At 59.0% G+C, this 24,935-nt stretch carries 23 protein-coding genes; 13 read left to right on the top strand and 10 right to left on the bottom strand.

Features of this window, described 5'->3' with window-relative positions:
• Nucleotides 1-19: 19 nt before the first annotated feature.
• The 6 genes from dnaN (at nucleotide 20) to ED655_RS06950 (ending at nucleotide 8,825) form a co-directional block, all read left to right on the top strand.
• Nucleotides 20-1,144 carry a DNA polymerase III subunit beta gene (dnaN, locus tag ED655_RS06925; RefSeq protein WP_023977400.1) on the top strand — a complete coding sequence of 375 codons (1,125 nt, stop codon included), beginning with the start codon at nucleotides 20-22 and terminating at the stop codon, nucleotides 1,142-1,144.
• 20 nt (nucleotides 1,145-1,164) lie between these two features.
• Nucleotides 1,165-2,271 (top strand): DNA replication/repair protein RecF, encoded by a 1,107-nt coding sequence (gene recF / locus ED655_RS06930; RefSeq protein ID WP_122049511.1) that lies wholly within the window; start codon nucleotides 1,165-1,167, stop codon nucleotides 2,269-2,271.
• A 423-nt stretch (nucleotides 2,272-2,694) separates the two neighbouring features.
• Nucleotides 2,695-3,843: a hypothetical protein gene (locus ED655_RS06935; RefSeq protein ID WP_122049512.1), complete on the top strand. Its 1,149-nt coding sequence runs from the start codon at nucleotides 2,695-2,697 to the stop codon at nucleotides 3,841-3,843.
• Between the two features lie 252 nt (nucleotides 3,844-4,095).
• The gene (gene guaB / locus ED655_RS06940; protein WP_051395765.1) at nucleotides 4,096-5,604 is read left to right on the top strand and encodes an IMP dehydrogenase; all 1,509 of its coding nucleotides are present in this window, start codon (nucleotides 4,096-4,098) and stop codon (nucleotides 5,602-5,604) included.
• A 23-nt stretch (nucleotides 5,605-5,627) separates the two neighbouring features.
• Nucleotides 5,628-6,920: an RsmB/NOP family class I SAM-dependent RNA methyltransferase gene (locus ED655_RS06945; RefSeq protein ID WP_122049513.1), complete on the top strand. Its 1,293-nt coding sequence runs from the start codon at nucleotides 5,628-5,630 to the stop codon at nucleotides 6,918-6,920.
• A 51-nt stretch (nucleotides 6,921-6,971) separates the two neighbouring features.
• Nucleotides 6,972-8,825: a cation:proton antiporter gene (locus ED655_RS06950; RefSeq protein ID WP_122049514.1), complete on the top strand. Its 1,854-nt coding sequence runs from the start codon at nucleotides 6,972-6,974 to the stop codon at nucleotides 8,823-8,825.
• Nucleotides 8,826-8,862: 37 nt separating this feature from the next.
• Here the strand turns inward: ED655_RS06950 and ED655_RS06955 are convergent, their stop codons facing one another.
• Nucleotides 8,863-9,366 carry a L,D-transpeptidase family protein gene (locus tag ED655_RS06955; protein WP_122049597.1) on the bottom strand — a complete coding sequence of 168 codons (504 nt, stop codon included), beginning with the start codon at nucleotides 9,364-9,366 and terminating at the stop codon, nucleotides 8,863-8,865.
• Nucleotides 9,367-9,567: 201 nt separating this feature from the next.
• On the opposite strand from ED655_RS06955, the gene ED655_RS06965 reads away from it, so the two are divergent.
• Nucleotides 9,568-10,287: a response regulator transcription factor gene (locus ED655_RS06965; RefSeq protein WP_122049516.1), complete on the top strand. Its 720-nt coding sequence runs from the start codon at nucleotides 9,568-9,570 to the stop codon at nucleotides 10,285-10,287.
• 141 nt (nucleotides 10,288-10,428) lie between these two features.
• On the opposite strand, the gene ED655_RS06970 is transcribed toward ED655_RS06965, so the two are convergent.
• The gene (locus ED655_RS06970; protein ID WP_122049517.1) at nucleotides 10,429-11,232 is read right to left on the bottom strand and encodes an exodeoxyribonuclease III; all 804 of its coding nucleotides are present in this window, start codon (nucleotides 11,230-11,232) and stop codon (nucleotides 10,429-10,431) included.
• 78 nt (nucleotides 11,233-11,310) lie between these two features.
• Between ED655_RS06970 and ED655_RS06975 the strand changes: the two genes are divergently transcribed.
• From ED655_RS06975 to ED655_RS06990, 4 genes are all read left to right on the top strand, one after another.
• Nucleotides 11,311-12,300: a dipeptidase gene (locus ED655_RS06975; protein WP_122049518.1), complete on the top strand. Its 990-nt coding sequence runs from the start codon at nucleotides 11,311-11,313 to the stop codon at nucleotides 12,298-12,300.
• Nucleotides 12,301-12,598: 298 nt separating this feature from the next.
• Entirely contained in the window at nucleotides 12,599-14,506 is a 1,908-nt protein-coding gene (uvrC, locus tag ED655_RS06980) for an excinuclease ABC subunit UvrC (RefSeq protein ID WP_122049519.1), read from the top strand.
• A gap of 100 nt (nucleotides 14,507-14,606) precedes the next feature.
• On the top strand, nucleotides 14,607-15,212 hold the full coding sequence (pgsA, locus tag ED655_RS06985; RefSeq protein ID WP_122049520.1) for a CDP-diacylglycerol--glycerol-3-phosphate 3-phosphatidyltransferase: 606 nt from the start codon (nucleotides 14,607-14,609) through the stop codon (nucleotides 15,210-15,212).
• 189 nt (nucleotides 15,213-15,401) lie between these two features.
• Nucleotides 15,402-15,857, top strand: a complete 456-nt coding sequence (locus tag ED655_RS06990) for a hypothetical protein (RefSeq protein ID WP_240993543.1) — start codon at nucleotides 15,402-15,404, stop codon at nucleotides 15,855-15,857.
• A gap of 980 nt (nucleotides 15,858-16,837) precedes the next feature.
• Here ED655_RS06990 and lexA read toward each other — a convergent pair.
• The gene (lexA, locus tag ED655_RS07000) at nucleotides 16,838-17,551 is read right to left on the bottom strand and encodes a transcriptional repressor LexA (RefSeq protein ID WP_122049522.1); all 714 of its coding nucleotides are present in this window, start codon (nucleotides 17,549-17,551) and stop codon (nucleotides 16,838-16,840) included.
• Nucleotides 17,552-17,787: 236 nt separating this feature from the next.
• Here lexA and rpmG point away from each other — a divergent pair, with 236 nt between their 5' ends.
• Nucleotides 17,788-17,955 (top strand): 50S ribosomal protein L33, encoded by a 168-nt coding sequence (rpmG, locus tag ED655_RS07005; RefSeq protein ID WP_023977387.1) that lies wholly within the window; start codon nucleotides 17,788-17,790, stop codon nucleotides 17,953-17,955.
• A gap of 394 nt (nucleotides 17,956-18,349) precedes the next feature.
• Here rpmG and ED655_RS07010 read toward each other — a convergent pair whose 3' ends face one another.
• Both ED655_RS07010 and eno read right to left on the bottom strand, forming a co-directional pair.
• Nucleotides 18,350-18,679, bottom strand: coding sequence for an FtsB family cell division protein (locus ED655_RS07010; RefSeq protein ID WP_062164442.1), 330 nt, complete (start codon nucleotides 18,677-18,679; stop codon nucleotides 18,350-18,352).
• 132 nt (nucleotides 18,680-18,811) lie between these two features.
• On the bottom strand, nucleotides 18,812-20,092 hold the full coding sequence (eno, locus tag ED655_RS07015; RefSeq protein ID WP_122049523.1) for a phosphopyruvate hydratase: 1,281 nt from the start codon (nucleotides 20,090-20,092) through the stop codon (nucleotides 18,812-18,814).
• Between the two features lie 100 nt (nucleotides 20,093-20,192).
• Between eno and ED655_RS07020 the strand changes: the two genes are divergently transcribed.
• Nucleotides 20,193-20,681, top strand: coding sequence for a DUF3429 domain-containing protein (locus ED655_RS07020; RefSeq protein WP_122049524.1), 489 nt, complete (start codon nucleotides 20,193-20,195; stop codon nucleotides 20,679-20,681).
• Here the strand turns inward: ED655_RS07020 and ED655_RS07025 are convergent.
• The 5 genes from ED655_RS07025 to tpiA all read right to left on the bottom strand — a co-directional run bounded on the left by ED655_RS07025 (nucleotide 20,669) and on the right by tpiA (nucleotide 24,819).
• Complete coding sequence (locus tag ED655_RS07025) at nucleotides 20,669-21,142, bottom strand: OsmC family protein (RefSeq protein WP_122049525.1); 474 nt, start codon at nucleotides 21,140-21,142, stop codon at nucleotides 20,669-20,671. The genes ED655_RS07020 and ED655_RS07025 overlap by 13 nt on opposite strands.
• Nucleotides 21,132-21,959, bottom strand: coding sequence for a 3-deoxy-8-phosphooctulonate synthase (kdsA, locus tag ED655_RS07030; RefSeq protein WP_062164444.1), 828 nt, complete (start codon nucleotides 21,957-21,959; stop codon nucleotides 21,132-21,134). Before kdsA ends, ED655_RS07025 begins: the two co-directional genes overlap by 11 nt.
• Nucleotides 21,956-23,587: a CTP synthase gene (locus ED655_RS07035; protein ID WP_023977381.1), complete on the bottom strand. Its 1,632-nt coding sequence runs from the start codon at nucleotides 23,585-23,587 to the stop codon at nucleotides 21,956-21,958. The genes kdsA and ED655_RS07035 overlap by 4 nt, the downstream gene beginning before the upstream one ends.
• Before the next feature lie 91 nt (nucleotides 23,588-23,678).
• Complete coding sequence (secG, locus tag ED655_RS07040) at nucleotides 23,679-24,035, bottom strand: preprotein translocase subunit SecG (RefSeq protein ID WP_122049526.1); 357 nt, start codon at nucleotides 24,033-24,035, stop codon at nucleotides 23,679-23,681.
• A gap of 34 nt (nucleotides 24,036-24,069) precedes the next feature.
• Nucleotides 24,070-24,819: a triose-phosphate isomerase gene (tpiA, locus tag ED655_RS07045; RefSeq protein ID WP_122049599.1), complete on the bottom strand. Its 750-nt coding sequence runs from the start codon at nucleotides 24,817-24,819 to the stop codon at nucleotides 24,070-24,072.
• Nucleotides 24,820-24,935 lie beyond the last annotated feature (116 nt).

A 24,935-nucleotide genomic window follows, 5' to 3' on the forward strand; every position in this document is an offset into this window, starting at 1 on the left:
TTCGAGGGTCTACGATCATATGAAATTCCAGGCTGACCGCACAACGCTGATCCGTGCCCTTGCCCATATCCAGAGCGTTGCGGAAAAGCGCAACACGATCCCCATCCTGGCCAATGTCATGCTCTCCATCGAGGGCAATCTTCTGCGTCTGACCGCTACCGACATGGAAATTGCGGTCGTCGAGGAAGTGGCTGCCGAAGGCGCCCGTGACGGTGCAGTGACCGCCCCGGCCAGTGTCCTTTACGAGATCGTGCGCAAGCTGCCGGACGGCTCGGTGGTCGAACTTGATCACGGTGGCGGTGATGCCCCGCTGGCGCTGCGCGCCGGACGTTATGCTACCAGCCTGAATGTGCTTCCCGTTGAGGATTTTCCCTCAATGGTCGCCGGCGATCTGCCTTGCGAATTTTCCATCCCGGCTGCGGTGCTACGTGGGCTGGTTGATCGTACCCGCTTCGCTATCTCGACCGAAGAAACGCGCTACTACCTCAACGGCATCTATTTCCATGTCGCGAAGGATGGCGAGACGAGCAAGCTGCGTGCTGTCGCAACGGATGGCCATCGTCTGGCCCGCGTCGAGACCGATCTGCCTGCCGGGGCAGCCGATATGCCGGGCGTCATTATTCCGCGCAAGACCGTGGCCGAACTTCGCAAGCTTCTCGATGAGGGCGCTGGCACGGTGCAGGTCAGCCTGTCCGATACCCGCATCCAGTTCCGCGTTGGCGCTGTGATGCTGACCTCGAAGCTGATTGACGGAACGTTCCCGGAATACGAGCGCGTCATTCCCAAAAACAATGACCGTTTCCTGAAGGTGAACAAGCAGGCCTTTGCAGACGCTGTGGCCCGTGTCGCGGCGATTAGTCAGGAGCGCTCGCGCCCGGTCAAGCTTGCCGTGCAGACCAACCTGCTCACCCTTTCCGCCATCAGTCCGGATCAGGGCATGGCCAAGGAAGAGCTGGACGAGACAAGCGTTTCCTATGATGGCCCAACACTGGAGATCGGCTTCCAGGCGCGTTATCTCAATGACATCACGGACCAGATTGATGTCGAGGCCGAGTTTGCCTTTGCCGATAGTGCGGCACCGACCCTCGTGCGCGACACCAACCTGCCGACAGCGCTTTACGTGCTGATGCCCATGCGCGTCTGATTCGGGAGCGGGCCGCCTTCTTGCGTATCAATAGGCTCGTTCTCACGAATTTTCGCAATTACGAGCGTCTGGTCTGGACGCCGCAAAGCCGCCTCGTTGTGCTCACGGGTGAGAACGGGGCGGGCAAGACCAATCTGCTTGAGGCGCTCTCGCTTCTTGCCCCAGGGCGTGGATTGAGGGCAGCTTCCAACGCCCAGATTCAGCGCCAGGATGGTGGCCCATGGGGCGTTGTGGCCCGCCTGAATGATGTGGCGGGTGAGGGCATGGACCTCGCCACCGGTACCGACCCGGCCAACCCTGTCAGACGTGTTTTCCGCCTTAATAACGAGGTGATCCGCAATCAGGGGCAGATTGCGCCCTACTGCGCAGTCACATGGTTGACCCCACAGATGGACCGCCTGTTCAGCGACCCGGCTTCCGGGAGACGACGGTTCTTCGACCGCCTTGTACTGGCCCTCGATCCCAATCATGCGCGCGAAAGCGCAGCGCATGAGCGTGCCGTAACCCAACGCAACCGGCTTCTCGCGACTCGTCCGGATCAGAAAAGCTGGCTCGATGCCCTCGAGGACAGCATCGCGCGCCATGCGGTGGCGCTGACCGCATCGCGCATGGCTCTTGTCGATGCGATGAACGCGACTGCGCTTACAGATGATACGGGGTTTCCCGTCGCGCGGGTGGCGCTGGAGTGCGAGATTGCGGCTGAACTGCATCGCAGGCCGGCGCTTCTGGTTGAGGATGGCCTGCGGGGGAAACTGGCTGCAGCGCGCGGCGAGGATGCGCAGCGCAGTACCACGAGTGTCGGCGCGCACAGGACCGATTTTGGCCTTCAGGATGCGGCCAGTGGTCGATCTGCAGCCCTGTCCAGCAGTGGTCAGCAAAAGGCCATGCTGGTTCATGTCATTCTTAACCATGCCGGTTTGACAGCATCTCGGACAGGCCGAGCCCCGTTTATCCTGCTTGATGAACCTCTTGTTCATCTTGACTCCCGGCGGCGGGAGGGCTTGCTGGGTTATCTAAGCGATCAGGCCTTCGAGGTGTTCCTGACCGGGACGGATCGCGAGCAGTTCGCGGCGCTGGGGGCGGGTGTGGACCATCGTAGCGTAATCGCCGGCCGTCTCACCGCCTGATACCCCGGTTGTTTTGTCACTGAATTGTAACACAGGAAGCGTGGCCTTGTTTCAAGGCAACCCGCTCCAGCAAGTGCGCAATTCGACAAATGTAACAAAAAAAACGCGTATCATTGCCACCTTGCGTGTCGACCTAATGCAGAAGCGGTCCCACGCTGTCAATATGGCGTACAATGTGAAGTGACTATACGATATAACGTATGATAATGCGCGATGGTAAGTAAAGAATTTGAAAATCCGTGAATAACACAAGATATATTACATTTCTATTCTTGTTTCACGTCTGATCTTCGGCGTTTCGCCTCAGTCTGCCTTCAGGCGCCATAATCTGGTCAATTCGAGAATTACATTGTTACTCAATGTTATGAAATTCTGTCGTATGACGGTGTTCTATTGTCGAAGCCATAGGAGTTGGGCCCCCGGATGAAGATAGCGTTCCTATACGTGGCTGAGCCCTATCAATGCTATCACGTGGCCGCTGTTTCCTCCGCCCTGTCCCAGCTACCGAATGTCGAGGTGACGGAATTCGTCAGCTTTCCCGAGACAGCAAAGCATCTCGACCGTATCCGTGAAACGAATAAGCTGGGTGGTCATATTGTGCGCGGGACACTCAGGATGCCCGCGCGGGCCACGCTGCTGCGCCGTTTGCGCCGTCTTGATGCCGAGCGCGAACTCGTGATGCGTGCCAACGTCGCCCAGTTGGAAGCATTCGATGCCGTTGTGGCGACAGAATATTCGGCCGGGCTACTCCGTGAGATGGGTCTCGCACGACCTGCTCTGATCCTGATTCAGCATGGAGCGGGGGATCGTGAGGTCAATGATGAACATCTCATACGCCAGTTTGACCTCTCTCTCGTTTCCGGACCCAAGATTGCCAAAGCGTTTCTGGCCAAGAAGCTCGCGACGGCTGCCCAGACCCGCATCATTGGCTATCCGAAATTCGATGCGGTAAGCGGTGATAGGGTCCATCGTGCCCCTGATAGCTGCACGAGACCATTGGCCCTTTATAATCCCCATTATAAAAAGGGCCTCTCGTCGTATCGTGATTATCTCACGCCGCTCGTCGAGGCCATCAATCGTCTTGACCGATACGACCTGCTCGTTGCGCCCCATGTGAAGATTTTCCACAAGGATTTCGGACGTCGCCGCCGGCAATTCGAGAAAGTTGTGGGGGGGAGGGTACGTCTCGATACAGCCTCCTCCTCAATGCTCGACATGACCCACACTGCGCGGGCGTCACTCTATATCGGTGATGTCAGTTCCCAGGTTTACGAGTTCCTGATCACCCCGCGACCCTGTGTTTTTCTTAATCCCCATGGGGTGGCGTGGCGGAACAATCCCCATTTTCGTCACTGGACACTGGGGGACGTGGTAGAGCGTCCGGAGGATATCTATCAGGCGCTGGCACAGGCGGAATCGCGTCATGCGCTTTACAAGGCGCGTCAGGAACGCGTGATTCAGGAGACTTTCGGCTCGCAGCCCCGACGCGGCGCCTCTTTCCGAGCCGCACAGACGATCCGGGACTTTCTTCGTGGCGAGGCTTCGCCGGTCGGTGCCATCGCAGCCGCCTGAACCTGGCCCGGCGCATGACTATGGATCAACCATGCTGAATCCGGGCTGGTGCGCCGTCGATAGTGCTGCCGGTATGCTTCGTCCTGGATGGCAAACAGGTTAAATTTGCAAAGGCTCACGCATTCTCCTGTTTTCAACACGGACCGCTTTGGTCTATGAGGACGCGCCAACGGTGGGAAAGCCGCGGGCTTTCCTGATTGATATGCGGGGAGGCTGCGGCACATGACCACGACCAATGAAACACCAACCGGAATGGCTGGCGAACGGGTTGGTGACTTTGCCTCGCGCAGCGTGTCTCATGACCGTATCCGCGAAGCCCTCGCTTTCGATGACGTGCTGGTTGAGCCTGCCGCATCGGACGTGCTGCCTGCTCAGGCTTCCACACGCACCCGCCTTACGCGGTCGATCGAACTGAATATTCCGCTTTTGTCCTCTGCCATGGATACCGTGACCGAGGATGCGATGGCCATTGCCATGGCGCAGCAGGGCGGCATGGGCGTGATCCACAAGAACCTGTCCGTGGAGGAGCAGGCGGAGCACGTGCGCCGCGTCAAGCGCTTCGAATCCGGCATGGTTGTAAACCCTGTCACGGTCGGGCCTGAGCAGACCCTGCGCGATGTGCATGCCATCATGGCCCAGCATGGCATCAGCGGTCTGCCGGTTGTGCTGCCGGGCAGCGGTGAACTCGTCGGTATTCTCACCAATCGCGACATGCGTTTCACGAGTGATCTGAACACGCCAGTGCGTGACATGATGACGCGCGAAAACCTCGTGACCGTCCGTCACGGAGCTGACGCCGCTGTGGCTCAGGATCTGCTGCACCGCCATCGCATCGAAAAGCTGCTGGTGGTGGATGACCAGAACCGCTGCATCGGTCTGATCACGGTCAAGGATATGGACAAGGCTGAGGCCCATCCCCTTGCGATCAAGGATCAGTTTGGCCGCCTGCGTTGCGCCGCCGCTATCGGTGTTGGTGCCGACGGGCTGGCCCGTGCCGAGGCGCTGGTCTCGGCTGGCGTGGATATCGTGATTGTTGACACCGCCCATGGTCATTCGCGCGGCGTGCTCGACACGGTGGCCACCCTGAAATCCCGCCATGCCGGTATTCAGGTCATTGCTGGCAATGTGGCCACACCGGAGGCCGCCCTTGCCCTGGCCAATGTCGGCGCCGATTGCGTCAAGGTCGGTATCGGTCCTGGCTCGATCTGCACCACGCGCGTTGTGGCTGGTGTAGGTGTGCCGCAATTCTCAGCCGTCATGGAAACGTCAGCCGCCTGTCACGAAGCTGGTATCTTCGCCATTGCCGATGGTGGCATCCGCACCTCGGGCGATATCGTCAAGGCCATCGGTGCCGGGGCGGATGTGGTCATGATCGGTTCGCTGCTGGCCGGTTGTGAGGAAAGCCCAGGCGAGGTGTTCCTGCATCAGGGACGTTCCTACAAGGCGTATCGTGGCATGGGCTCGCTGGGGGCCATGGCGCGTGGGTCGGCCGATCGCTATTTCCAGGCCGAGGTCAAGGACTCGCTCAAGCTCGTGCCGGAAGGGATCGAGGGGCAGGTGCCTTACAAGGGAAGCATGGCGGCCGTGGTGCATCAGCTCGTTGGTGGCCTGAAGGCCGGTATGGGCTATACCGGCTCGGCAACCGTGGCCGATCTGCAGGTGCGCACACGGTTCCGTCGCATCACCAATGCTGGTCTGCGCGAAAGCCACGTCCATGACGTGACCATCACGCGTGAAGCACCTAACTATCGCCAGGACTGACAAAAACTTGTAAGCGCGGGAGCATGACTCCCGCCGCCAGACTTTCTGCTGCCATCGATCTGCTTTGCGCCATCGAGGCTGCTCCCCGCCGTCCTGCCGATGCAACGGCCAATAACTATTTCCGCGAACGCCGCTACATTGGTGGCGGTGATCGCCGGGTCATCTCTGCGCGCATATGGGATGTGCTGCGACAGTGGCGCCGCCTGCACTGGCATCTGCGTGACATTCCCGGTGGCCCTTCACCCCGCACGCTCTGTGCGGCGTCGCTCATTCTGGGCGGTGAGGAAATCGGCACCGTGCGCAACCTGTTCAACGGTGAGCGCTTTGCCCAGTCACATCTGACATCACGTGAGGATGCCGCCCTTGCTGCCCTCGGCGGGCGGGAGCTTAATCATCCCGATATGCCCCAGCCGGTGCGTCTGGAATATCCTGACTGGCTTCAGCCCTATCTCGAGCGCGCCTTCGGTGAGACGCTGGAGGCGGAAATGGCTGCGCTTGACAACGCGGCCCCTCTCGATCTGCGCGTGAACCTGCTTAAGGGACATCGCGACGAGGCCATCCGGGCGCTCAGAAACGAGCAGATCCAGGCATCACCCACGCCGCTTTCTCCCTGGGGGCTTCGCCTGCCGGGGCGTCAGAACGTGACCGCCACGCAGAGCTTCCGTGAAGGCATCATCGAGATACAGGATGAAGGGAGCCAGCTCATCGTTGGAACACTCAACGCAAAGCCGGGTGAGCGCGTTGTCGATTTCTGTGCGGGTGCGGGTGGCAAGACGCTTGCCATCGCCATGGGCATGGAAAACAAGGGCCAGATCGTGGCCTGTGACGTATCGGCACCCCGGCTTGAAGGCGCGGTCAAGCGTCTGCGTCGAGCGGGCGTCCATAATGTCGAGCGCCATCTGCTGACCAGCGGTGATAAATGGGTCAAGCGCCGTGCCGGCGCCTTTGATCGTGTGCTGGTGGATGCCCCCTGTTCGGGCACAGGGACTTGGCGCCGCAACCCTGACGCCCGTATCCGGCTCGTGGAGCAGGATATCATCGAATTGCAGGCCAAGCAGGCCGATATTCTCGATCGCGCTTCGACACTGGTCAAACCCGGCGGGCGTCTGGTCTATGCAACCTGCTCGCTGCTGGCCGAGGAAAACGAAGCGCAGGTTGCTGCGTTCCTGGCGCGCAATGACCAGTTCGAGCGTGTCGCTGCGGGGGGTGACATGCTTCCCGAAAAGCTGCGCGGTGAATCCGGTTTTGCCCTGACCCCCTTGCGTGACGAGACGGACGGATTCTTTGCCGCCGTGCTCCAGCGCAGGGCCGGCTAAGGTTTTCCAGATCGTCTCATCATACGACCGGGCAGGGATGAACGGGTTATCATGGCGCTAGCAATGTTTATCGGGCTGCTTCTGACACTGGGAGCAGGGATCGGGGCGCAATGGGTGGCGTGGAAGTTCCGCCTTCCCGCCATTGTGCTCCTTTTTGCTCTTGGCCTCATTTTCGGGCCGGGGCTTGGAATACTTCATCCCTCGGCGGCGCTCGGGTGGATTTTCCGCCCGCTTGTGTCCCTTCTGGTTGCCATCATCGTGTTCGAAGGCGGCTTGCTCCTCGACTTCCGCCAGCTGCGCGAGGCAGGCGAGGGGGTGACGCGCCTGACCATGCTGGCTCTCCCCATTTCCTGGGTTCTGGGCTGGTCGGCAGCGCACTATATTGCGCATATGGAATGGGGTGTGGCGGCGCTGTTTGGCGCCATCATCACCGTCACCGGCCCGACGGTCGTGCTGCCATTGCTGCGACATAACAAGCTGCAACCTCGTGTTGCCGCCTATCTGCGCTGGGAAGCCATCATCAATGACCCGATTGGTGCCATCTTGGCCGCCGTCGTGTTGCAGGTGGTAGCGACACGCGTGCCGATCGGCACGGATGTCTTTCTCACCACGGTTCTGCCCGATCTTCTGGCCTCGACGGCGGAATCCCTCGCCGTCGGTATCCTGCCGGCTTATCTGGTGCGTTATCTGTTTGTGCGCGACCTCATGCCAGAGCCGCTCAAGACGCCTCTGCTGCTCACGCTGGCACTGCTGATTTTCAGCATCTGCAATATGAGCATGGAGGGCGCAGGCCTTGTGGGCGCGACCGTCTTTGGAATGGCGCTCACCAATCTGCATGTTCCCGGCCTGTCTGAACTGCGACGCATGAAGGAATCCCTGGTGGTTCTGGTAGTGGCCGTGCTGTTCATCATGCTGACCGCCGATCTGCATCGCGAGGTGCTGGCGCATCTGTCCCTGCCAATCTGCCTGCTGACCGCAGCTGTCATGTTCGGCGTGCGGCCGCTTGCCATTTTCCTCTCCACCATAGGGACGGGGCTCAAATGGCAGGAGAGGCTGTTTGTCGCCTGGATTGCACCGCGCGGTATTGTGGCCGCCGCTGTGGCTGGTGCCGCGGGGTATCGTATGACCGATGCCGGGTATCACAGTGCTGATCTGATCATGCCCGCCGTTTTCGCCATTATCGGCGGAACCATGATCTTTCACGGCTTCTCCCTCCGGCCGATCGCCCGCTATCTCAAGCTCACCCTCTCCAATGAACCGGCCCTGGCTATTGTGGGCGCTTCACCCTGGTCAATTGATCTGGCGAAATGCCTGAGCAAAAACGGTATTCCAATTCTCCTGGTTGATAACCGCTCCAACACGCTTATCTCCGCCATGCGCCAGGGCGTGCCGGTCCTGCGGGCTGAACTGCTTTCACAGTACGGCGAGGAAGCCCTGGAGGAGCGTCCGGCGGATTATCTGATCTCGACCACGGCGGATGCCATTTATAACGGGCTGGTCTGTGCCCATATGGCGCCTCATATGGGACGTCAGCGCGTGTTCCAGATCAGCCCCGGCGTGGCGCGCCTTGATTTCTATCACGGCCTCTCACGTGATGCCCGCGGCAAACTGCTGGGTGATCCGTCATGGAACTTCACCCTGATCGACATGCTGTTTGACAAGGGGTGGCGGTTTGCAACGGCAATGGCGGATGAGGCGAGCGCAGCGAGCTTCGGCGCCGTGTCGAACCGCCTCGATTTCCTCTCGATTCGTCGTGGTCAGTCCATTACCATACGCTCGGCGGAAGACGAGTTTCCCGTCAGTCCCGCCATTGGCGACATGCTTGTGTTCATGACGCCCCCTGCACCGCCTGCCGAAGCGGAGCCCGTTGCCGCGCCAGTCGAGGGGACGCCGCTACCCGCATGACGTTTCGGCCCTGTGACGCGCAGGGCCGCAATGGGCGCTAGTCCGGTCGGACCTCAATGCCGACATGACAAGAGGCAATAACACGGCGCAACAGGCGTTCCTCGAGCGCGATACAGCCTTCCGTTGCGCCGCTGGTGGGAGGAAGATGCAGGAAGATGGCCGAGCCACGGCCCGGAACTGCCGGGCTGTCGTTCCATCCCAGTACGACGCAGAGATCGTAGCAATGGTCCTCGCGCCAAAGCCTTTCATGTCGCGCCGGATGAGGCAGCGTTATCTGACGGTTGTAGTCAGGATGAGAGGGATCATCGCACCAGCCATCATCCGGCGCGAGCGCCTCGACACGCAGCGTAGTAACAGGTCTCGCAACGCGATCAGCCCGGTAAAAAACATGCCTGAAGGGAAGAAAGCCGACTGGCGTTGCCATGTCACCCTCACTCTTGTCCTGCCTTGTGCCGGCGGCGCCGATCAGGGCAGGGAGGGGCTCTCCCTCAAGGAGAAGGGTCGCGCGCGATCGGTTTGAGTGTCTCAGGATGACAGTCATGTCACAAACCTCACGTCTGAACATTAATTTATGAGTAATAACCGTTTAAAGGCCGGTATCCCGCTGGCGGACGCGTCCGATCGGATTGGCGTTATCACGATATCCGTGTAAGGCTCACGGGCAAAACAAGGGTCTTTCTTCCTCGAGAAGTCAGGTCTTGGCTCAGGGGTGTCGTCCCCAGCTGGAGAGAGAAGGTTATACATGCCTGGTCCGCGTCCTGTCCTTATTGTTGACGATGACGATACGCTTCGCCAACTCCTGGTCGAACAGCTCAAGCTCGAAGGCGAGTTCGAACCGATTCAGGCAGTATCCGTTGCCGATGCCAAGGAGAAACTCGGCGTTCCCGATGTGCGTGTCGATGCGATCCTGCTCGATGTGACACTCCCCGATGGCGACGGCCGCGATTTCTGTGCCGAGCTTCGCCGTCAGGGTATTCGCATGCCGATCATCATTCTGACCGGTTCGGACGAAGAGGCCGACGTGGTACGTGGTTTGGATGCAGGCGCGAATGATTACGTGGCCAAGCCATTCCGTATTGCTGAGTTGTTGGCTCGACTGCGTGCCCAGCTTCGTCTGTTCGAGAACAGCGAAGATGCCGTTTTTCCGATCGGGCCGTATCTGTTTCGTCCTTCCTCCAAGATTCTCCAGGAGCCGGCCAAAAACCGCCGTATTCGCCTGACAGAGAAGGAAGCCGCGATCCTGAAATATCTGTATCGTGCCGGGCATCGCCCGATTGCCCGACAGGTGCTCCTCAACGAGGTCTGGGGCTATAATGCAGCTGTCACAACCCATACGCTTGAGACGCATATCTATCGTCTGCGTCAGAAAATCGAGCCCGATCCGGCAAACGCATCGCTTCTGCTGACTGAAGGCGGTGGCTACCGTCTGAACCCGGAAGGCAGTGATGTTCTGATGGGCTGAACGCTCTGTCTGCATAACACGCGATTCAAAACCTCGGTCCTGCAAAGGCCGGGGTTTTTGTTTGACGCGCTGCTTGGTTGCGCGCCGCACTATGGAAGGGACATCCCCATTAAGAGGAAGGCCCGACCGGTTATCTCAGGGTCATGCGGCAGTGAGATCGAGATCAAACACCACCGGAACATGATCCGACGGGCTGTCCCAGTCTCTTACATCTCTCAACACGTTGAGGCTCGTAAGCGCCGGCCGCAGATCTGGCGTCAGCCATACATGGTCGAGGCGCCGCCCCCGGTTTGAAAGCTTCCAGTCGCGATTGCGATAGGACCACCACGTATAGAGTTTTTCCTGGGGTGGAACGACCAGCCTCATGGCATCGATAAACCCGGTCGCCACCCAGGCATCAAGCCGTTCGATCTCGGGTAGCGTATGACTTACCACGGTCGAAAGCTGCTTGTGGCTCCACACGTCATGTTCGAGCGGGGCGATATTCAGGTCACCAACCACGATGGACCGTATCGGCGGGTTCTCACGAAACCAGGCCGTCACCTCATCAAGAAAAGCCAGTTTATGGGCAAATTTGTCGTTGACCGCCGGATCGGGAATGTCGCCACCCGCCGGGACATAGAAATCATGGAGCATGACAGGGCCGGTTGTGGTGTCGATGACGACACCGATATGCCGTGTATCGCTCTTGCCGCACCAGTCGGGCGTCGCTTCGATCGGCCTGATGGGATGGCGCGAGAGAATCGCGACCCCGTTATATCCCTTCATGCCCAGAAAATGCTGATGAGCGTAGCCGAGCTCACGCAAGGGGGCTGCCGGGAACAGTGCGTCAGGGACCTTTGTTTCCTGGAGGCAGATGATATCGGGCGCCTGTTCCTCACCAAGGCGCTGAAGCAGGGGCAGCCTCAGGCGCAACGAATTGATATTCCACGTCATCACCCGCATGGCGCAGTGTCCTTCAATTTGGCAGGAAGTGCAGCAAAGCCTCTTGCTGTACGGCTGCAATAAACCATTTAAACAGGCATGACACCTGCGATTCACAACCATCTCCTCACGCTCGACTCTCACATCGATATTCCGTGGCCCGACCGGGGCGATTTCGCCACCGGGTCACCTGATCGCCAGGTCGATCTGCCAAAGCTGCGTGAGGGCGGTCTCAAGGCTGTCTGTCTGGCCGCCTATATCCCACAGACTGTGCTTGAGCCGGCAGAGCGGCAGGCTGCCTGGGAGCGGGCCCAGGCCATGCTCAATGTGATCAACGGTCTTTCAGGACCCGGCGTTACGGTTTGCCGGACGGCATCAGCGATCGAAGAAGCAGCCTCAGGGGGCAATGTCGCCATCGTGCCCGCAGTGGAGAACGGTCACGCGCTGGGTGGTGACCTCTCCCGCATCAGTGCGTTGGCGGCACTGGGCGTGCGGTATATGACGCTCACCCATAACGGACATAACGATCTGGCGGATGCCGCCATTCCCCTGCCGGCTTTAGGGAATGACAAGAGCCTTCATCAGGGACTTTCCCCCCTGGGGCGAGAGGCTATTGCCCTGATGAACGCACATGGGATCGTGGTGGATGTCTCCCATGCGGCGAAGACGACCATGATGCAGGCGACCGAAATTTCGGCTGTGCCGATTGTGGCGAGCCATTCCTGTGCCCGCGCCCTTTGCGACCACCCGCGCAATCTGGATGACGAGCAGCTTCTGCGGCTGCGTGATACGGGTGGTGTGATCCAGATCACGGCCATGTCCTCGTTTCTCGTTCCCGCTGCCACCGGCAAGGCAGGTGTTGCCGATCTGGCGCGTCACGTGCGCTATGTTGCGGACCTGATTGGCGTGGACCATGTGGGTGTGTCCTCCGATTTTGATGGTGGCGGACGCATTCAGGGCTGGGCCGATGCTGGACAATCCCCGGCGGTGACCGAGGCACTGGTCGAACAGGGGTTCAGCGAAGCCGAACTGGCGAAGATATGGGGCGGCAATTTCCTGCGCGTTCTCGCGCAAGCCGAGCGGGTCTGAAGGCAACTTCGAACAAAACAGGATCGTTCTAGCCGAAGCACCCCGGAAATTTGTCCACTTTCAGGGCAGTTCCGGGATTGACTCCCTGTATTTCCAACGTCTTGGCGCTGTTTCTTCGATCCGGATAGGCAAAATTGTTGATTTTCAACATCTTAGCATTAAATGCCCAAAATTTAGGCAAAGCGTCGCAAAGCGCGCCAAACTGCGCCCGTCATCAATTTGTCACGCGATGCCCCACAGACTTATCCACATGTTCCGTGGATGAACCTGTGTTCAGCCTGGGCAATGGTGTCCTGTCATGAAGACCACGCAAACTGACCCCTCTGTTCGTGATGATCAGGCTGTTGGTACCGCTGAACCGCCTACCCGCAAGGAGGGCGCAGAGGCCATACGAGAAGCACTAAAAACCATCCCGTTCACGCCCGGCGTCTATCGCATGCTGGGAGAGAAGGGAGAGGTGCTGTATGTTGGCAAGGCGCTGAGCCTCAAAAAGCGTGTGTCGTCCTATCTCCGGCTCAACCAGTTGCCTGAGCGGCTACGTCGTATGGTAAGTCTTACACGATCAATGGAGATTGTGACGACGCGCACCGAGGCCGAGGCGCTGCTTCTTGAGGCGAACTACATCAAGAAGATGAAGCCACGCTTCAACATCCTTCTGCGCGACGACAAATCCTATCCCTGGATCATGCTGACCGAGGGGCATGAATTTCCGCAGATTACCAAGCAGCGTGGCCGCCCGGTCAAGAATGCTACCTACTGGGGTCCGTTTGCCTCGGCTTGGGCTGTCAATCAAACGCTGAACCTGATCCAGCGCAGTTTTCTGCTGCGTTCCTGCAGCGATGCCGTCTTGTCGTCACGCACGCGACCTTGCCTGTTGTTCCAGATCCGTCGGTGTTCCGCACCCTGCGTGGACAGGGTGACACCGGGGCAATATGCCGAGCTGGTGGATGAGACGAAACAGTTCCTCTCAGGCAAGAGCACGGATGTGCACAAGACGCTTGTCGAGGAGATGGAGAGAGCCTCTGAAGCGCTCGAATTTGAGCGTGCAGCGGCCATACGTGATCGTATCCGTGGGTTCTCCAGCATGCAGGAATCGGGGATTATCAACCCGGCCTCGATTGGCGATGCTGACATCATTGCACTCTGGCAGGAGGCGGGACGGACCTGCATCCAGGTCTTCTTCATCCGTAATTCCCGTAACAACGGAAATAGGGCTTTCTTCCCTGATCATGCGGAGGAAGAGAGTGCGGCTGACATTCTCGCAGCCTTCCTGCTGCAGTTCTATGACGACAAACCGCCACCACCCCAGATCCTGCTCAACAGCGACCCTTCGGAGCTCGACCTTGTTTCAGAGGCGCTGAGTCTCAAGCGCGGGCGCAAGGTGGAATTGCTGCAGCCACAGCGTGGCGAGAGACGCGACGTGGTCCGCCACGCCGAGACCAATGCCCGCGAAGCGCTGGAGCGACGATTGGCAGAGAGCGCCGGCGTCAGCAAGCTGCTCAACGGTGTGGCAAGCGTCTTCGGGCTGGCAGAGTCGCCGAAGCGGATCGAAACCTATGATAACTCACATATCATGGGTCAGCATGCCTATGGTGTGATGGTCGTGGGTGGTCCTGAAGGGTTCGTCAAACGTGCCTACCGCAAATTCGCTATCAAGGGGCCGGTCACGCCGGGTGATGATTTTGGCATGATGCGTGAGGTGATGGAGCGCCGCTTCGGCCGTCGTGATCCCGAATCACCTGAGGCACGCCCTGAAGACTGGCCTGACTTGCTGCTGATTGATGGTGGGTTGGGACAGTTCAATGCAGTACGAACGGTTCTGGAAGAACTCAACGTGCGCGATATTCCTATCATTGCGATAGCCAAAGGGCCTGATCGCGACGCGGGGCGTGAGTGGTTCTTTCAGGAGGGACGCGCACCATTCCAGTTGCCGCCGAACGATCCGGTTCTCTATTACCTGCAACGCCTGCGCGACGAGGCTCATCGTTTTGCCATCACAACGCACAGAGCCGGGCGCAGCAAGGCGATCAAGGTCTCGGAACTCGACAGCGTGCCGGGTATCGGTGCTGTTCGCAAGCGCGCTCTCCTGACGCGGTTCGGATCGGTGCGCGGTGTGCGCAGCGCGAGTCTCGAAGAGCTGATCTCTGTATCGGGCATCAACTCGGAGACTGCTCGGACAATTTATGAGTTTTTTCACCCGCAATGATGCGTGAGAAGCTATGAAGAACCGATCCGACCATCCTATCATGGCAGTTGATAGCGGTTTTGCGCGTTTCACAACCTAGAGGCAGTTCCGGGAAAGATTCATGCTGACAGATCTGCCTAATATCCTGACCTTGCTGCGTATCGCATCGATTCCGGTGTTGATCGCTCTGATTGCATTCAGCACCCCGTTGACCGATGGGATCGCCTGCGTCCTGTATATTGCGGCCTGCATTACCGATTATCTGGACGGCATGCTGGCGCGGCGATGGAAGCAGGGGTCGGAACTGGGCCGGATGATGGACCCCATTGCTGACAAACTGCTGGTCGGTGCCCTGCTTCTTGCCCTGGCAGGCTATGGCAGACTTGTCGATGGCGCCCTTTTCGCTGCGATCATCATTCTCGTACGTGAGATCATGGTGAGCGGCTTGCGAGAATTCATGGCGAGCCAGCGTGCAACTTTGCCATCCACCCGCCTGGCGAAGTGGAAAACCGGAATCCAGATGGTGGCCATCGGTTGCCTGCTGGCCGGAGACGTGATGCCGCAGCGTATCGGCTTCGGCCCGATCTCGTTCACCCAAATTGGTGCTGTCATGCTGTGGGTCTCTGTGGTGCCAACCGTCATGAGTGGCTGGGGCTATCTGGCGACCGGCCTGGCAAAAATGCTCGGTACTGACACCAATCGCTCATCGCCCAAGGTTACGCACTAGTATTGTGCGCTATACATGTTCTGTATCTGGTGTTGTGCAACGGGTCGCCCTAAAAGAAGCCTGTACACACCCCTGGAGTAGATGATGAGAAAGGCCGCTCTTCTAGCGATCCCTGTTTTATTGAGTGGCTGTTCCGGGCTCGGGAAATCGCTGCATGACACAGTGACGCTTCCTGGAGCCAATCCGAATATGCCGGATGGCATCTCCGAAAACATGGAGAAGGTGCGTGGTCACGCCTATATGGCGATGCCGCTTGTCGCTGAAGGGGGAGATATCTGGCCCGGTGCCCCTCAGCCTCTGCCGACCCTCCGTGATGTCATGGCGTCGCCCAATGGCCTGCGTGACGCCCTTTCAGACACGAACAGCTATTTCGGCTCCATGACTAAAAGTCATGGTGCCAGTAACGATAGCAGCATCCAACTGGGGGATGGTGGTACGATCCAGATGGGCGAACATGATGGTGTGGTGAACGGGGTTCATCAATCATCAAGGCCTTCGCTCTCCTCATCTGTCGAGGATAACGCACATAAGTACCTCACACCGACCCATAATGGCACTATCGTGATTCCCAATGGAGACGGTACAAGTACACTCATCGCCCCGGATGGCACGGTGCGCGTCGTGAAAGAAAAAGCGGCGCACTAAATACGTCGGACTCGCACCCAGTCTCATGGCGGTAGGTCGTTTCGTTGCTGCTGCCATGTTACCGCTGTGGAGAGTGCTGAAGGAAGAGTCCCCGGGCCTATCTGCGACGGCTCTCGTGAGCCGACGCCGAACTGGTCAGCGACCTGGCGTTGCCGACGATTAAGCCGCCGTGTTGCTGCTTTGTGCCAGTATCGTCAAAGCCATCACACTGTTGGCAGAATTTGCTGCGTCCTTCATGGCGGCAGGATCAGAATTGCTGATCTGAACATTCCGAAATCGACGAAGCATATGCCTCGATTGGAGTAGGCGGATCGTGATCATCAGAATGGTGACAATGAGGGATAATCCCAAGATGTCTCTGGCATGCATGAGATTTGCTTCGAATACCCACCCCGACTGATTTTCATGGTCTGGGATATTCGCGTCAACGGACGTCAGAGTTGACTACGCGCAACCCTGTCAGCGTTCTTACTCTGTTCGGATCCTGATGAGCTCTGTCATTCGGGCACCGGAACCTGCCGCAGGTATCCCAATCAACGGCGCACAATGATAAACGATACGTGCCTGGATTCTGAGGCGATCAAATCCATCTGGATCGACGCTTGAGACTCGTCTGTGCAGGGCAACAGCGACAGCTTTGTGCCCTGTTCGGCACCCGATCCCGGAAGAATACCGGAGGCACTCTATTCCTCGAGGGATCGACAGCCTTGGCCTGCTCACGAGGGGGTCGCCGGCCGATATTTTGCTGGGGCCGGTCAGCGCGTTAAGAGCGGGAGCGTGAGCCAGTTGCCATGGTATCGTGACATGGTCATGCTCGCGGTCTGACTGGCTCAATACCTCGCTACTGCCATGGCTGCATGTCGTAATAGGGCAGAGGGAATCATCTGTGAGGCGGCGACATAGCCAAGATGGACAGGCCGCCCGGCAATTGATTTGGTAGCCCTTCCGGCCTTGCTCCCGGGTCCTGGGCGCGCTGAGACTCAGTTGTACTGTCTATAGAGTCCGATCAGGATGCCCTGTATATTCACGCGATCTCGAGGAAAGATTTGCGTCTCGTAGTTCGGGTTGGCGGGCTCCAGCGCTATAGATTGCCCCTTCTGGCGAAGGCGTTTGAGTGTCACCTCGAGTCCGTCGACCAGTGCTACGACGATCTTGCCATTTTCGGCTGTCTCGGTCTGGCGAATGACCACGATATCGCCATCAAGAATGCCAGCATTGATCATCGAATCACCGGAGACATGCAGAGCATAATGCTGGCCGTTGGTGAGCTGAGCAGCCGGGATATCGATATGTTCTCCCTGGTCGCCAAACGCCTCGATGGGGAGGCCAGCGGCGATACGACCATAAAGCGGCACGCCGACGACCTGGCTCTCTACGCCCTGCAAGGAGGCCACGGGGCTGCTGTCCTGCACGTGAGCCAGGCGAGGATAGCTTGTGTCGCTCGGCTTTACCTCCGTGGCGGGTGATAGCTGGGCTTCAACAACCGGCATGCGCAGTATTTCAAGCGCACGGGCCCGGTGATGATGGCGCCGCAGGAATCCACGCTCCTCAAGTGCTGAAATCAGCCGGTGAATGCCGGATTTGGACCGGAGTTCGAGTGCCTCCTTCATTTCGTCAAAAGAAGGCGAAAATCCTGTCCGCTTCAGATAGCCGTCGATATAAAGCAGGAGCTGGTGTTGCTTGCGTGTCAGCATGGGGTCCCTCTCTCCGTGGCAGGGGCGGCACTCGACCGGAACTGCCCGGAATCACAATGTTCTTAATAAGTTCTTGGTTCGATCTCTTCAAGATTTTTTCCCCGGAACATCAAAAATTATCCACCGTTCGAGCGGAAACACTTGACCCGCAGGCGTAATAGAAGCATTTATGCGCCCAGCTTGAAAACGCTGCCGTTCATGTCGCGCGCAGCGACAGATCAGTTTGCGAGGACCCAATGGCCAAGACCAACGTCATCCAGATCCGTCTCGTTTCGACCGCGGATACCGGATATTTCTACGTCACCAAGAAGAACGCCCGCTCGGCGACCGGCAAGATGGAAGTGCGCAAGTACGACCCCGTCGTCCGCAAGCATGTTGCGTTCCGCGAAGCGAAGATCAAGTAAGATCGGCTGACGCTGACGGAAAAGAAAAGCGGCCTTCGGGCCGCTTTTTTTGTGCCTGCTCGCTGTCGATCGGGGAGAGGGGCGGTGCAGACTTCATGCGGGGCCGTGACTCACCCAGTCGACGCCTGGTCCGGCTTGATGGCCGTGAGCTTGAAGGAGAAGTTGGGGAGTACCCTTTTACGAGCAAGGTTGCCGATGCATATTTCGGCAACGATACGGTAGAAGTGCATGCAGGCCGTTCGGTAAGGCCGTCGTGTTGAACTCAGGCGCGTGGGCGCTGGTTGAGCCGAGATGTATCGCCACTTCGTCCCGAGGGCGCGAGCGTTACAGAACCCGCGCTGTTCGGCGTGTAGTCACAAAAGATCCGGCGGGAGAAACCCGTCTCTGGGAGTTTTCAGTAGAGCTTTTCGTGCGGGCCATACGGAATGACCGTATCGCCATTACGGGCCAGATTCAGCATGGCGCGTGAGCGCTCATCCAGCATATCGGCGTCCAGGGCGCGCTCGTTCAGGCTGCCGATACGGCGCTTCCAGACGGCCTGTTCAGCGTCCGCATCTTTCTGGGCCTGAAGCGCCTGATCCATCAATTTGAGCTGCTGATGATAGGCCTTGATTCCGTGGTCGCCCTGAAGCGCGTTCCAGCCGAAATAGGCTGTGAGACCGAGAAACAGCGCTGGAGGGACGACGGCACGTACAAAACGACGAATAGCACGAACGATCTGCACGGTAACTCCATCAATCCAGGCACAACCAGATTGGGCAGAGAGTAGCCTCAGCTTGCCATCGCTGACAATCGTATAAACGCAACGAGGGAGAGAATGACTCTCTCCCTCATGTTTGCGTAGTGCAGAAAAGGTTCAGGCGCGCGGAAGGATCGAGCGGCCTGCATAACGGGCGGCGGTTGCCAGCTCGTTTTCGATGCGGATCAGCTGATTGTACTTTGCCGTACGATCGGAGCGTGACAGCGAGCCCGTCTTGATCTGACCGCAATTGGTCGCCACGGCGAGATCAGCGATGATCGAATCTTCGGTCTCGCCCGAGCGATGGCTCATGACGCACTTGTAGCCGGCGCGATGCGCGGTTTCCATGGCGCGGAGCGTTTCGGTCAGCGTGCCGATCTGGTTGACCTTTACCAGCAGCGCGTTGGCTGTGTTGCTCTCGATGCCACGCACCAGACGCTCGGTGTTGGTCACGAACAGGTCGTCCCCAACGAGCTGCAGCTTGTGGCCAAGCTTTGCTGTCAGCTCTGCCCAGCCTTCCCAGTCGTCCTCTGCAAGGCCGTCTTCGATCGAGACGATCGGGTAACGTGCTGCGAGATCGGCCAGATAGTCGATCATGCCCGATGAGTCGAGGTCGCGACCTTCACCGTCCATCTTGTAGCGGCCATCGCGATAGAATTCGGTGGCGGCACAGTCAAGCGCGAAGGTTACGTCTTCATTAAGGCGATAACCGGCGCCTTCGACCGCCTTCGAGATGAAGCCGAGGGCTTCGTCTGCCGACTTCAGACCCGGAGCAAAGCCGCCTTCGTCACCCACATTGGTGTTGTGGCCAGCTGCATGCAGGTTCTTCTTCAGGTGCGCGAAGATTTCCGATCCCATACGCACGGCGTCCATGATCGTCGGTGCGCCGACCGGCTGGATCATGAATTCCTGGATGTCGATGGGGTTATCGGCATGCTGGCCACCATTGACGATGTTCATCATCGGCACGGGCAGGGTGTGCGCGAAAACGCCACCGACATAACGATAAAGCGGGATATCGAGCTCAAGCGCGGTTGCCTTGGCGGTCGCCAGCGAGACGGCAAGGATCGAGTTGGCACCCAGACGCGCCTTGTTTGGCGTACCGTCCAGCTCGATCATGGCTTCGTCGATGGCGATCTGATCGGACGATTCGGCACCCTGCAGGGCGTCAAGGATCTCGCCTTCAGCGAAGGCGGCAGCCTTGAGAACGCCCTTGCCACCATAACGCGACTTGTCGCCGTCACGCAGCTCGACAGCCTCATGGGCACCGGTGGAGGCACCGGACGGAACAGCAGCGCGGCCCTTGGCACCCGAGGACAGTTCAACCTCGACTTCTACAGTCGGATTGCCACGGCTATCCAGAATCTCGCGAGCAATGATATCAATAATGGCGCTCATTTGGGGGCTCCCTGTTTGAACGTTCGAACTTCGGGCATCACAAGGCGTCGAGACACCGGCGCTGTCAACTGGCGTTATGTGAAATGAGGATGGATATTCCGTGAGACCCCTGTCACCGCTCGTCATTTTCCTTGGTATCGCCGGTCTGGTGCCATTTATCACCCTCGCTATGGCGGCCTTGTTCTGGGGTAGTCTGGGGCCAGTCACCCATATTGGCGTGGCGATGCTGGCCTATGGCGGCTGCATATTGTCGTTCCTTGGGGCGGTTCACTGGGGGCTGGCGCTTGAGCAGCCTGCCATCATGCCGGCACAGGGCATGGGAGTAATCAACCGACGCAGGCTGTTTCTCGGCGTCATGCCGTCGCTCTGGAGCTGGATCGCCATCTATGCTGGCGTCGTCTGGGCGCCGCGCGGCGGTATCCTGATGGAAATGATTGGCTTTGTTCTTGTCTTGATGGCCGAGCGCGCTGCCTATCGCAAGGGCGCCCTGCCAGCCGGATACTTCCCATTCCGCGCCCTGCTGACGGCTGTCGTGGTGCTTTGTCTGGGTGCCTGCCTTAGCGCACCGCTCCAGCCTTACACGATCTGAAAGACAGGCTCGCAGATCACGGGGAAATTTACCGAACGGGCAATGAAGCAATGGGCATGAGCCTGATCGTGCAGGCTTTGTGCCTGCTCGACCGAGCTTCCGCTCGCCAAGGTGATCACGGGGCGCAGAACAGCGCTCTCGAATTCACCATCCCCCTGCGGGTTCTCCATCATCACGGCTTCGGCGGCGTCGCGATAGGCCGTCACGACAAGGCCGGCACCTGCGGCAAGGCCGAGATACCAGAGCTTGTGGCAGGCACTCAGCGAGGCAAGAAGCAGTTCACCGGGATTCCAGCCTGTCGGATCACCATGAAAGCTGGGATCCGCCGAGCCGTGAATCACGGGTTTGCCTTCCGCCACAATGTCATGGTTGCGGCTATAAACATGCCATGAGCGCGTGCCGAGCCCGTGATTGCCGGTCCATTCGGTCTGAACCGAATAGACGTGTCGCTTAGAACCCATTGGACTTGGCAAGCCTGTCGAAAGCCTGAAGCGTTTTCAGGAGTTCGCGCATCTCGGAAAGCGGCACCATGTTCGGGCCGTCGCTTGGCGCCTGGTCGGGGTTCTCATGTGTTTCAATGAAGACGGCGGCAACACCGATGGCCACAGCGGCACGGGCTAGGGGAGGCACGAATTCACGTTGCCCGCCCGACGCACCGCCTAGGCCGCCCGGCTGCTGAACGGAGTGGGTGGCATCGAAAACGACCGGATAGCCGGTGGAGGCCATGATCGGCAGGCCGCGCATGTCGCTCACCAGTGTATTATAGCCAAAACTCGTGCCGCGATCGCAAAGCATGATCTTCTCATTGCCAGTCGATGCGATCTTGGCTGCAACATTGGCCATGTCCCAGGGGGCGAGAAACTGCCCCTTCTTGACATTGATGGCCCGACCGGTCTCGCCAGCCGCAAGCAGCAGATCGGTCTGACGGCACAGAAAGGCAGGGATCTGCAGCACATCGACAGCTTCGGCAGCAGGCTTGCACTGTTCCGCGCCATGCACGTCGGTCAGTACCGGACAGCCGAATTCCTCACGGATACCCGCCAGAATATCGAGCCCTTCGGCAAGGCCGATCCCTCTTTGCGCCTTGAGAGACGTGCGATTGGCCTTGTCGAACGAGCTCTTGTAGATCCAGCCGATGCCAAGATCGCCACAGATCTCGGCGAGACCAGCTGCCATATCGCGTGCATGGGCGCGGGATTCGATCTGGCAGGGGCCTGCGATCAGCGTGAAGGGCTGCTTGTTGCCAATAGTGAGCGAGCCAAGGGTGATATCATTCATGCGAGGCGAGCCTTCTTGACGGCAGCCTCGATGAAGCCTGCGAAGAGCGGATGCGGAGCGAAAGGCTTGGACATGTATTCCGGGTGATACTGCACGCCCACGAACCACGGGTGATCCGGATATTCGACCACTTCCGGCAGAACATCATCGGGTGACATACCCGAGAATACGAGGCCAGTGGCTTCGAGCTGCTGACGATAGTGCACGTTCACCTCGTAGCGGTGACGATGCCGTTCACGCACTTCGGTCGTGCCATAGATCTCGGCAGCGCGTGAACCAGGCTTGAGCTTGGCCGGGTAGGCGCCAAGGCGCATCGTGCCACCCATTTCGCCATGCTCACGGCGGCGCAGCATCTCGTTGCCACGTGCCCATTCGGTCATGAGACCCACCAGCGGCTCATCGGTCGGGCCGAACTCCGTGGAAGAGGCCTTGTCGAGACCAGCTAGGGAGCGGGCGCATTCGATAACGGCCATCTGCATACCGAAGCAGATACCAAGGAAGGGCACGCCGTTTTCACGGGCATAGCGCACAGCCTCGATCTTGCCTTCGGAGCCACGCTCGCCAAATCCGCCCGGCACGAGAATGCCGTCGACCCGACCGAGCGCTGCGATCGATTCGGGATTCTTCTCGAACGTTTCGGATTCGACCCATTCGAGGCGGACCTTGACGCTGTTGGCAATGCCACCATGCAGGAGTGCTTCGATGAGCGATTTGTAGCTGTCGAGAAGCGCGGTGTACTTGCCAACCACGGCAATACGGACCTCGCCATCGGGGTGACGCAGCGTTTCGACAATCTTGGTCCAGCGGCTCAGATCGGGCTCGCCATCCACAGGCAGGCCGAAATAGCGCAGCACCTCATTGTCCATGCCTTCCTTGTGGTAGGAAATCGGGCAGGCATAGATGGTGTCCACGTCCAGCGCGGCAATCACGGCCTCGGGACGCACATTACAGAAGCTCGCGATCTTGCGACGCTCATTGGTCGGAATCGCGCGGTCCGAGCGGCAGATGAGCATCTGCGGCTGGATCCCGACATTCTGCAGTTCCTTGACCGAATGCTGGGTCGGCTTCGTTTTCAGCTCACCGGCTGCCGGGATATAGGGCAGGAGGGTGAGATGCACGCACATGGTGTGCGCCGGGCCCAGATCGTTGCGCAGCTGACGGATCGATTCGAGGAACGGCAGGCTTTCGATATCGCCCACAGTGCCGCCAATCTCGACCAGCACGAAATCATAGCCATCCGTGCCAGCAACGACGGCTTCCTTGATGGCATCTGTGATATGGGGAATGACCTGCACGGTCGCGCCGAGATAATCGCCACGTCGTTCGCGGGCAATCACTTCAGAGTAGATGCGTCCCGTCGTGGCGTTATCGGCCTTTCGGGCATGAACCCCGGTGAAACGCTCGTAATGGCCGAGGTCGAGATCGGTCTCGGCCCCGTCATCGGTTACGAACACTTCGCCATGCTGATAGGGGCTCATGGTCCCCGGATCCACATTGAGATAGGGGTCGAGCTTGCGCATGCGGACCTTGTAGCCGCGCGCCTGGAGGAGAGCCGCAAGAGCCGCAGAAGCGATGCCCTTGCCGAGAGAGGAAACCACGCCACCGGTGATGAATACGAACCGAGTCATGGAAGGCTCTCCTACACCGGATCGTGTTCCGAGGGAACGAGAAGAATGCCGCCCGAGGACCCGGGCGGAAGAAATTTTTCGTTCTGTTGCGTTACTGCTTCGCAGGCGCCGCCGGAGCGGGTGTCGTGGCGGGCGTCTGAGTGGTCGTGCTTGCGGCCGGTGCGGCAGGTGCCGTCGGGGCAGGGGGCTGCGCCAGAATGTCGCTGCCTGCGTTCGTCGAGGCGCCGCGGTTCAGTACCGCGAGCAGAAGGCACAGCACCATGAAAACGCCTGCGAGCACTGATGTGGTGCGTGTAAGCAGATTGGCCGTGCCGCGTCCCGTCATGAATGATCCCATGCCCTGGCTGCTGCCAATGCCAAGACCACCGCCCTCGCTACGCTGGATAAGGATCACGCCGATCAGGGCGATAGTCACAAGGAAATTGAGAACGAGCAGCAGCGTGGTCATGTCCGGCTTTCATGTAAACGCAATATATATGCCGTCAGGACGCCGACGAGAGACCCGCCTTTGCGATGCCGAGAAAGGATTCGGCAGACAGGCTGGCCCCGCCGACGAGCACGCCCCCTACGCCGGAAACAGCGAGGATGGACGCGGCATCTTCGGGCTTAACTGAGCCGCCATACAGGACCCGTGGTGATTTGTCATCCGTTTCCAGATGGCGGTCCAGCACCTCATGAATCAGCGTCATGCGTGATTCGATATCCTGTTCGGTTGCCGCCTTGCCTGTGCCGATGGCCCAGATCGGCTCGTAGGCCACGATGCCCTGGAATGTTCTGGGCAGACATTCCACGATCTGGCGTGTCAGCCAGTCCTCGGCCTGTCCATCGCGTTTCTGGCTTGCGCTCTCACCCACGCAGATGACCGGGCAGAGACCGAATTTCTGTGCCGTCACGGCCTTGCGTCGGATGAGGGCGTTGTCCTCATGATGATGTTCTCGTCGCTCGGAATGACCAAGCAGCACATGTTTGACGCCAAGATCTGTCAGCATGGGAGCAGAGATATCCCCCGTATAGGCTCCTTCGGCTTCCGCATGGCAGTCCTGCGCTCCAAGCCCGATGCCAGAGGATTGCAGGATGGGTGCAATGAGAGCCGTCAGGGTAAAGGGCGGGGCCAGAACGACATCGCGCTCAGCCAGAACGGGCTCGATTGCGTCTGCAATTTCGGCAGCGAGTTCCGAACCCCGACCGCGAAGGCCATGCATCTTCCAGTTGCCCATGATCATCTGGTGCATCATGTATCCTTCAACGATCCTGCATTAACCGGCGAGCGATGCTCCTGCTTAGCGGAAGTTTTCGGACCGGAGACAGGGGGGAACGGCGATTGTCCGTCATCTTTCCATCATCTTAT

Source organism: Asaia bogorensis, from assembly GCF_900465345.1.
GTDB classification, from domain to species: Bacteria; Pseudomonadota; Alphaproteobacteria; order Acetobacterales; family Acetobacteraceae; genus Asaia; species Asaia bogorensis_A.

Excerpts from the sequence above, each read along its gene's own strand:
- lexA (WP_122049522.1), bottom strand. The coding sequence starts at position 17,551 with ATGCTGACACGCAAGCAACACCAGCTCCTGCTTTATATCGACGGCTAT.
- ED655_RS06945 (WP_122049513.1), top strand. The coding sequence starts at position 5,628 with ATGACTCCCGCCGCCAGACTTTCTGCTGCCATCGATCTGCTTTGCGCC.
- dnaN (WP_023977400.1), top strand. The coding sequence starts at position 20 with ATGAAATTCCAGGCTGACCGCACAACGCTGATCCGTGCCCTTGCCCAT.
- uvrC (WP_122049519.1), top strand. The coding sequence starts at position 12,599 with ATGAAGACCACGCAAACTGACCCCTCTGTTCGTGATGATCAGGCTGTT.
- ED655_RS06935 (WP_122049512.1), top strand. The coding sequence starts at position 2,695 with ATGAAGATAGCGTTCCTATACGTGGCTGAGCCCTATCAATGCTATCAC.
- ED655_RS06990 (WP_240993543.1), top strand. The coding sequence starts at position 15,402 with ATGCCGGATGGCATCTCCGAAAACATGGAGAAGGTGCGTGGTCACGCC.
- ED655_RS06955 (WP_122049597.1), bottom strand. The coding sequence starts at position 9,366 with ATGACTGTCATCCTGAGACACTCAAACCGATCGCGCGCGACCCTTCTC.
- rpmG (WP_023977387.1), top strand. The coding sequence starts at position 17,788 with ATGGCCAAGACCAACGTCATCCAGATCCGTCTCGTTTCGACCGCGGAT.
- pgsA (WP_122049520.1), top strand. The coding sequence starts at position 14,607 with ATGCTGACAGATCTGCCTAATATCCTGACCTTGCTGCGTATCGCATCG.
- ED655_RS06950 (WP_122049514.1), top strand. The coding sequence starts at position 6,972 with ATGGCGCTAGCAATGTTTATCGGGCTGCTTCTGACACTGGGAGCAGGG.
- ED655_RS06970 (WP_122049517.1), bottom strand. The coding sequence starts at position 11,232 with ATGCGGGTGATGACGTGGAATATCAATTCGTTGCGCCTGAGGCTGCCC.
- ED655_RS07035 (WP_023977381.1), bottom strand. The coding sequence starts at position 23,587 with ATGACTCGGTTCGTATTCATCACCGGTGGCGTGGTTTCCTCTCTCGGC.
- ED655_RS07025 (WP_122049525.1), bottom strand. The coding sequence starts at position 21,142 with ATGGGTTCTAAGCGACACGTCTATTCGGTTCAGACCGAATGGACCGGC.
- ED655_RS06965 (WP_122049516.1), top strand. The coding sequence starts at position 9,568 with ATGCCTGGTCCGCGTCCTGTCCTTATTGTTGACGATGACGATACGCTT.
- kdsA (WP_062164444.1), bottom strand. The coding sequence starts at position 21,959 with ATGAATGATATCACCCTTGGCTCGCTCACTATTGGCAACAAGCAGCCC.
- tpiA (WP_122049599.1), bottom strand. The coding sequence starts at position 24,819 with ATGCACCAGATGATCATGGGCAACTGGAAGATGCATGGCCTTCGCGGT.
- guaB (WP_051395765.1), top strand. The coding sequence starts at position 4,096 with ATGGCTGGCGAACGGGTTGGTGACTTTGCCTCGCGCAGCGTGTCTCAT.
- eno (WP_122049523.1), bottom strand. The coding sequence starts at position 20,092 with ATGAGCGCCATTATTGATATCATTGCTCGCGAGATTCTGGATAGCCGT.
- ED655_RS06975 (WP_122049518.1), top strand. The coding sequence starts at position 11,311 with ATGACACCTGCGATTCACAACCATCTCCTCACGCTCGACTCTCACATC.
- secG (WP_122049526.1), bottom strand. The coding sequence starts at position 24,035 with ATGACCACGCTGCTGCTCGTTCTCAATTTCCTTGTGACTATCGCCCTG.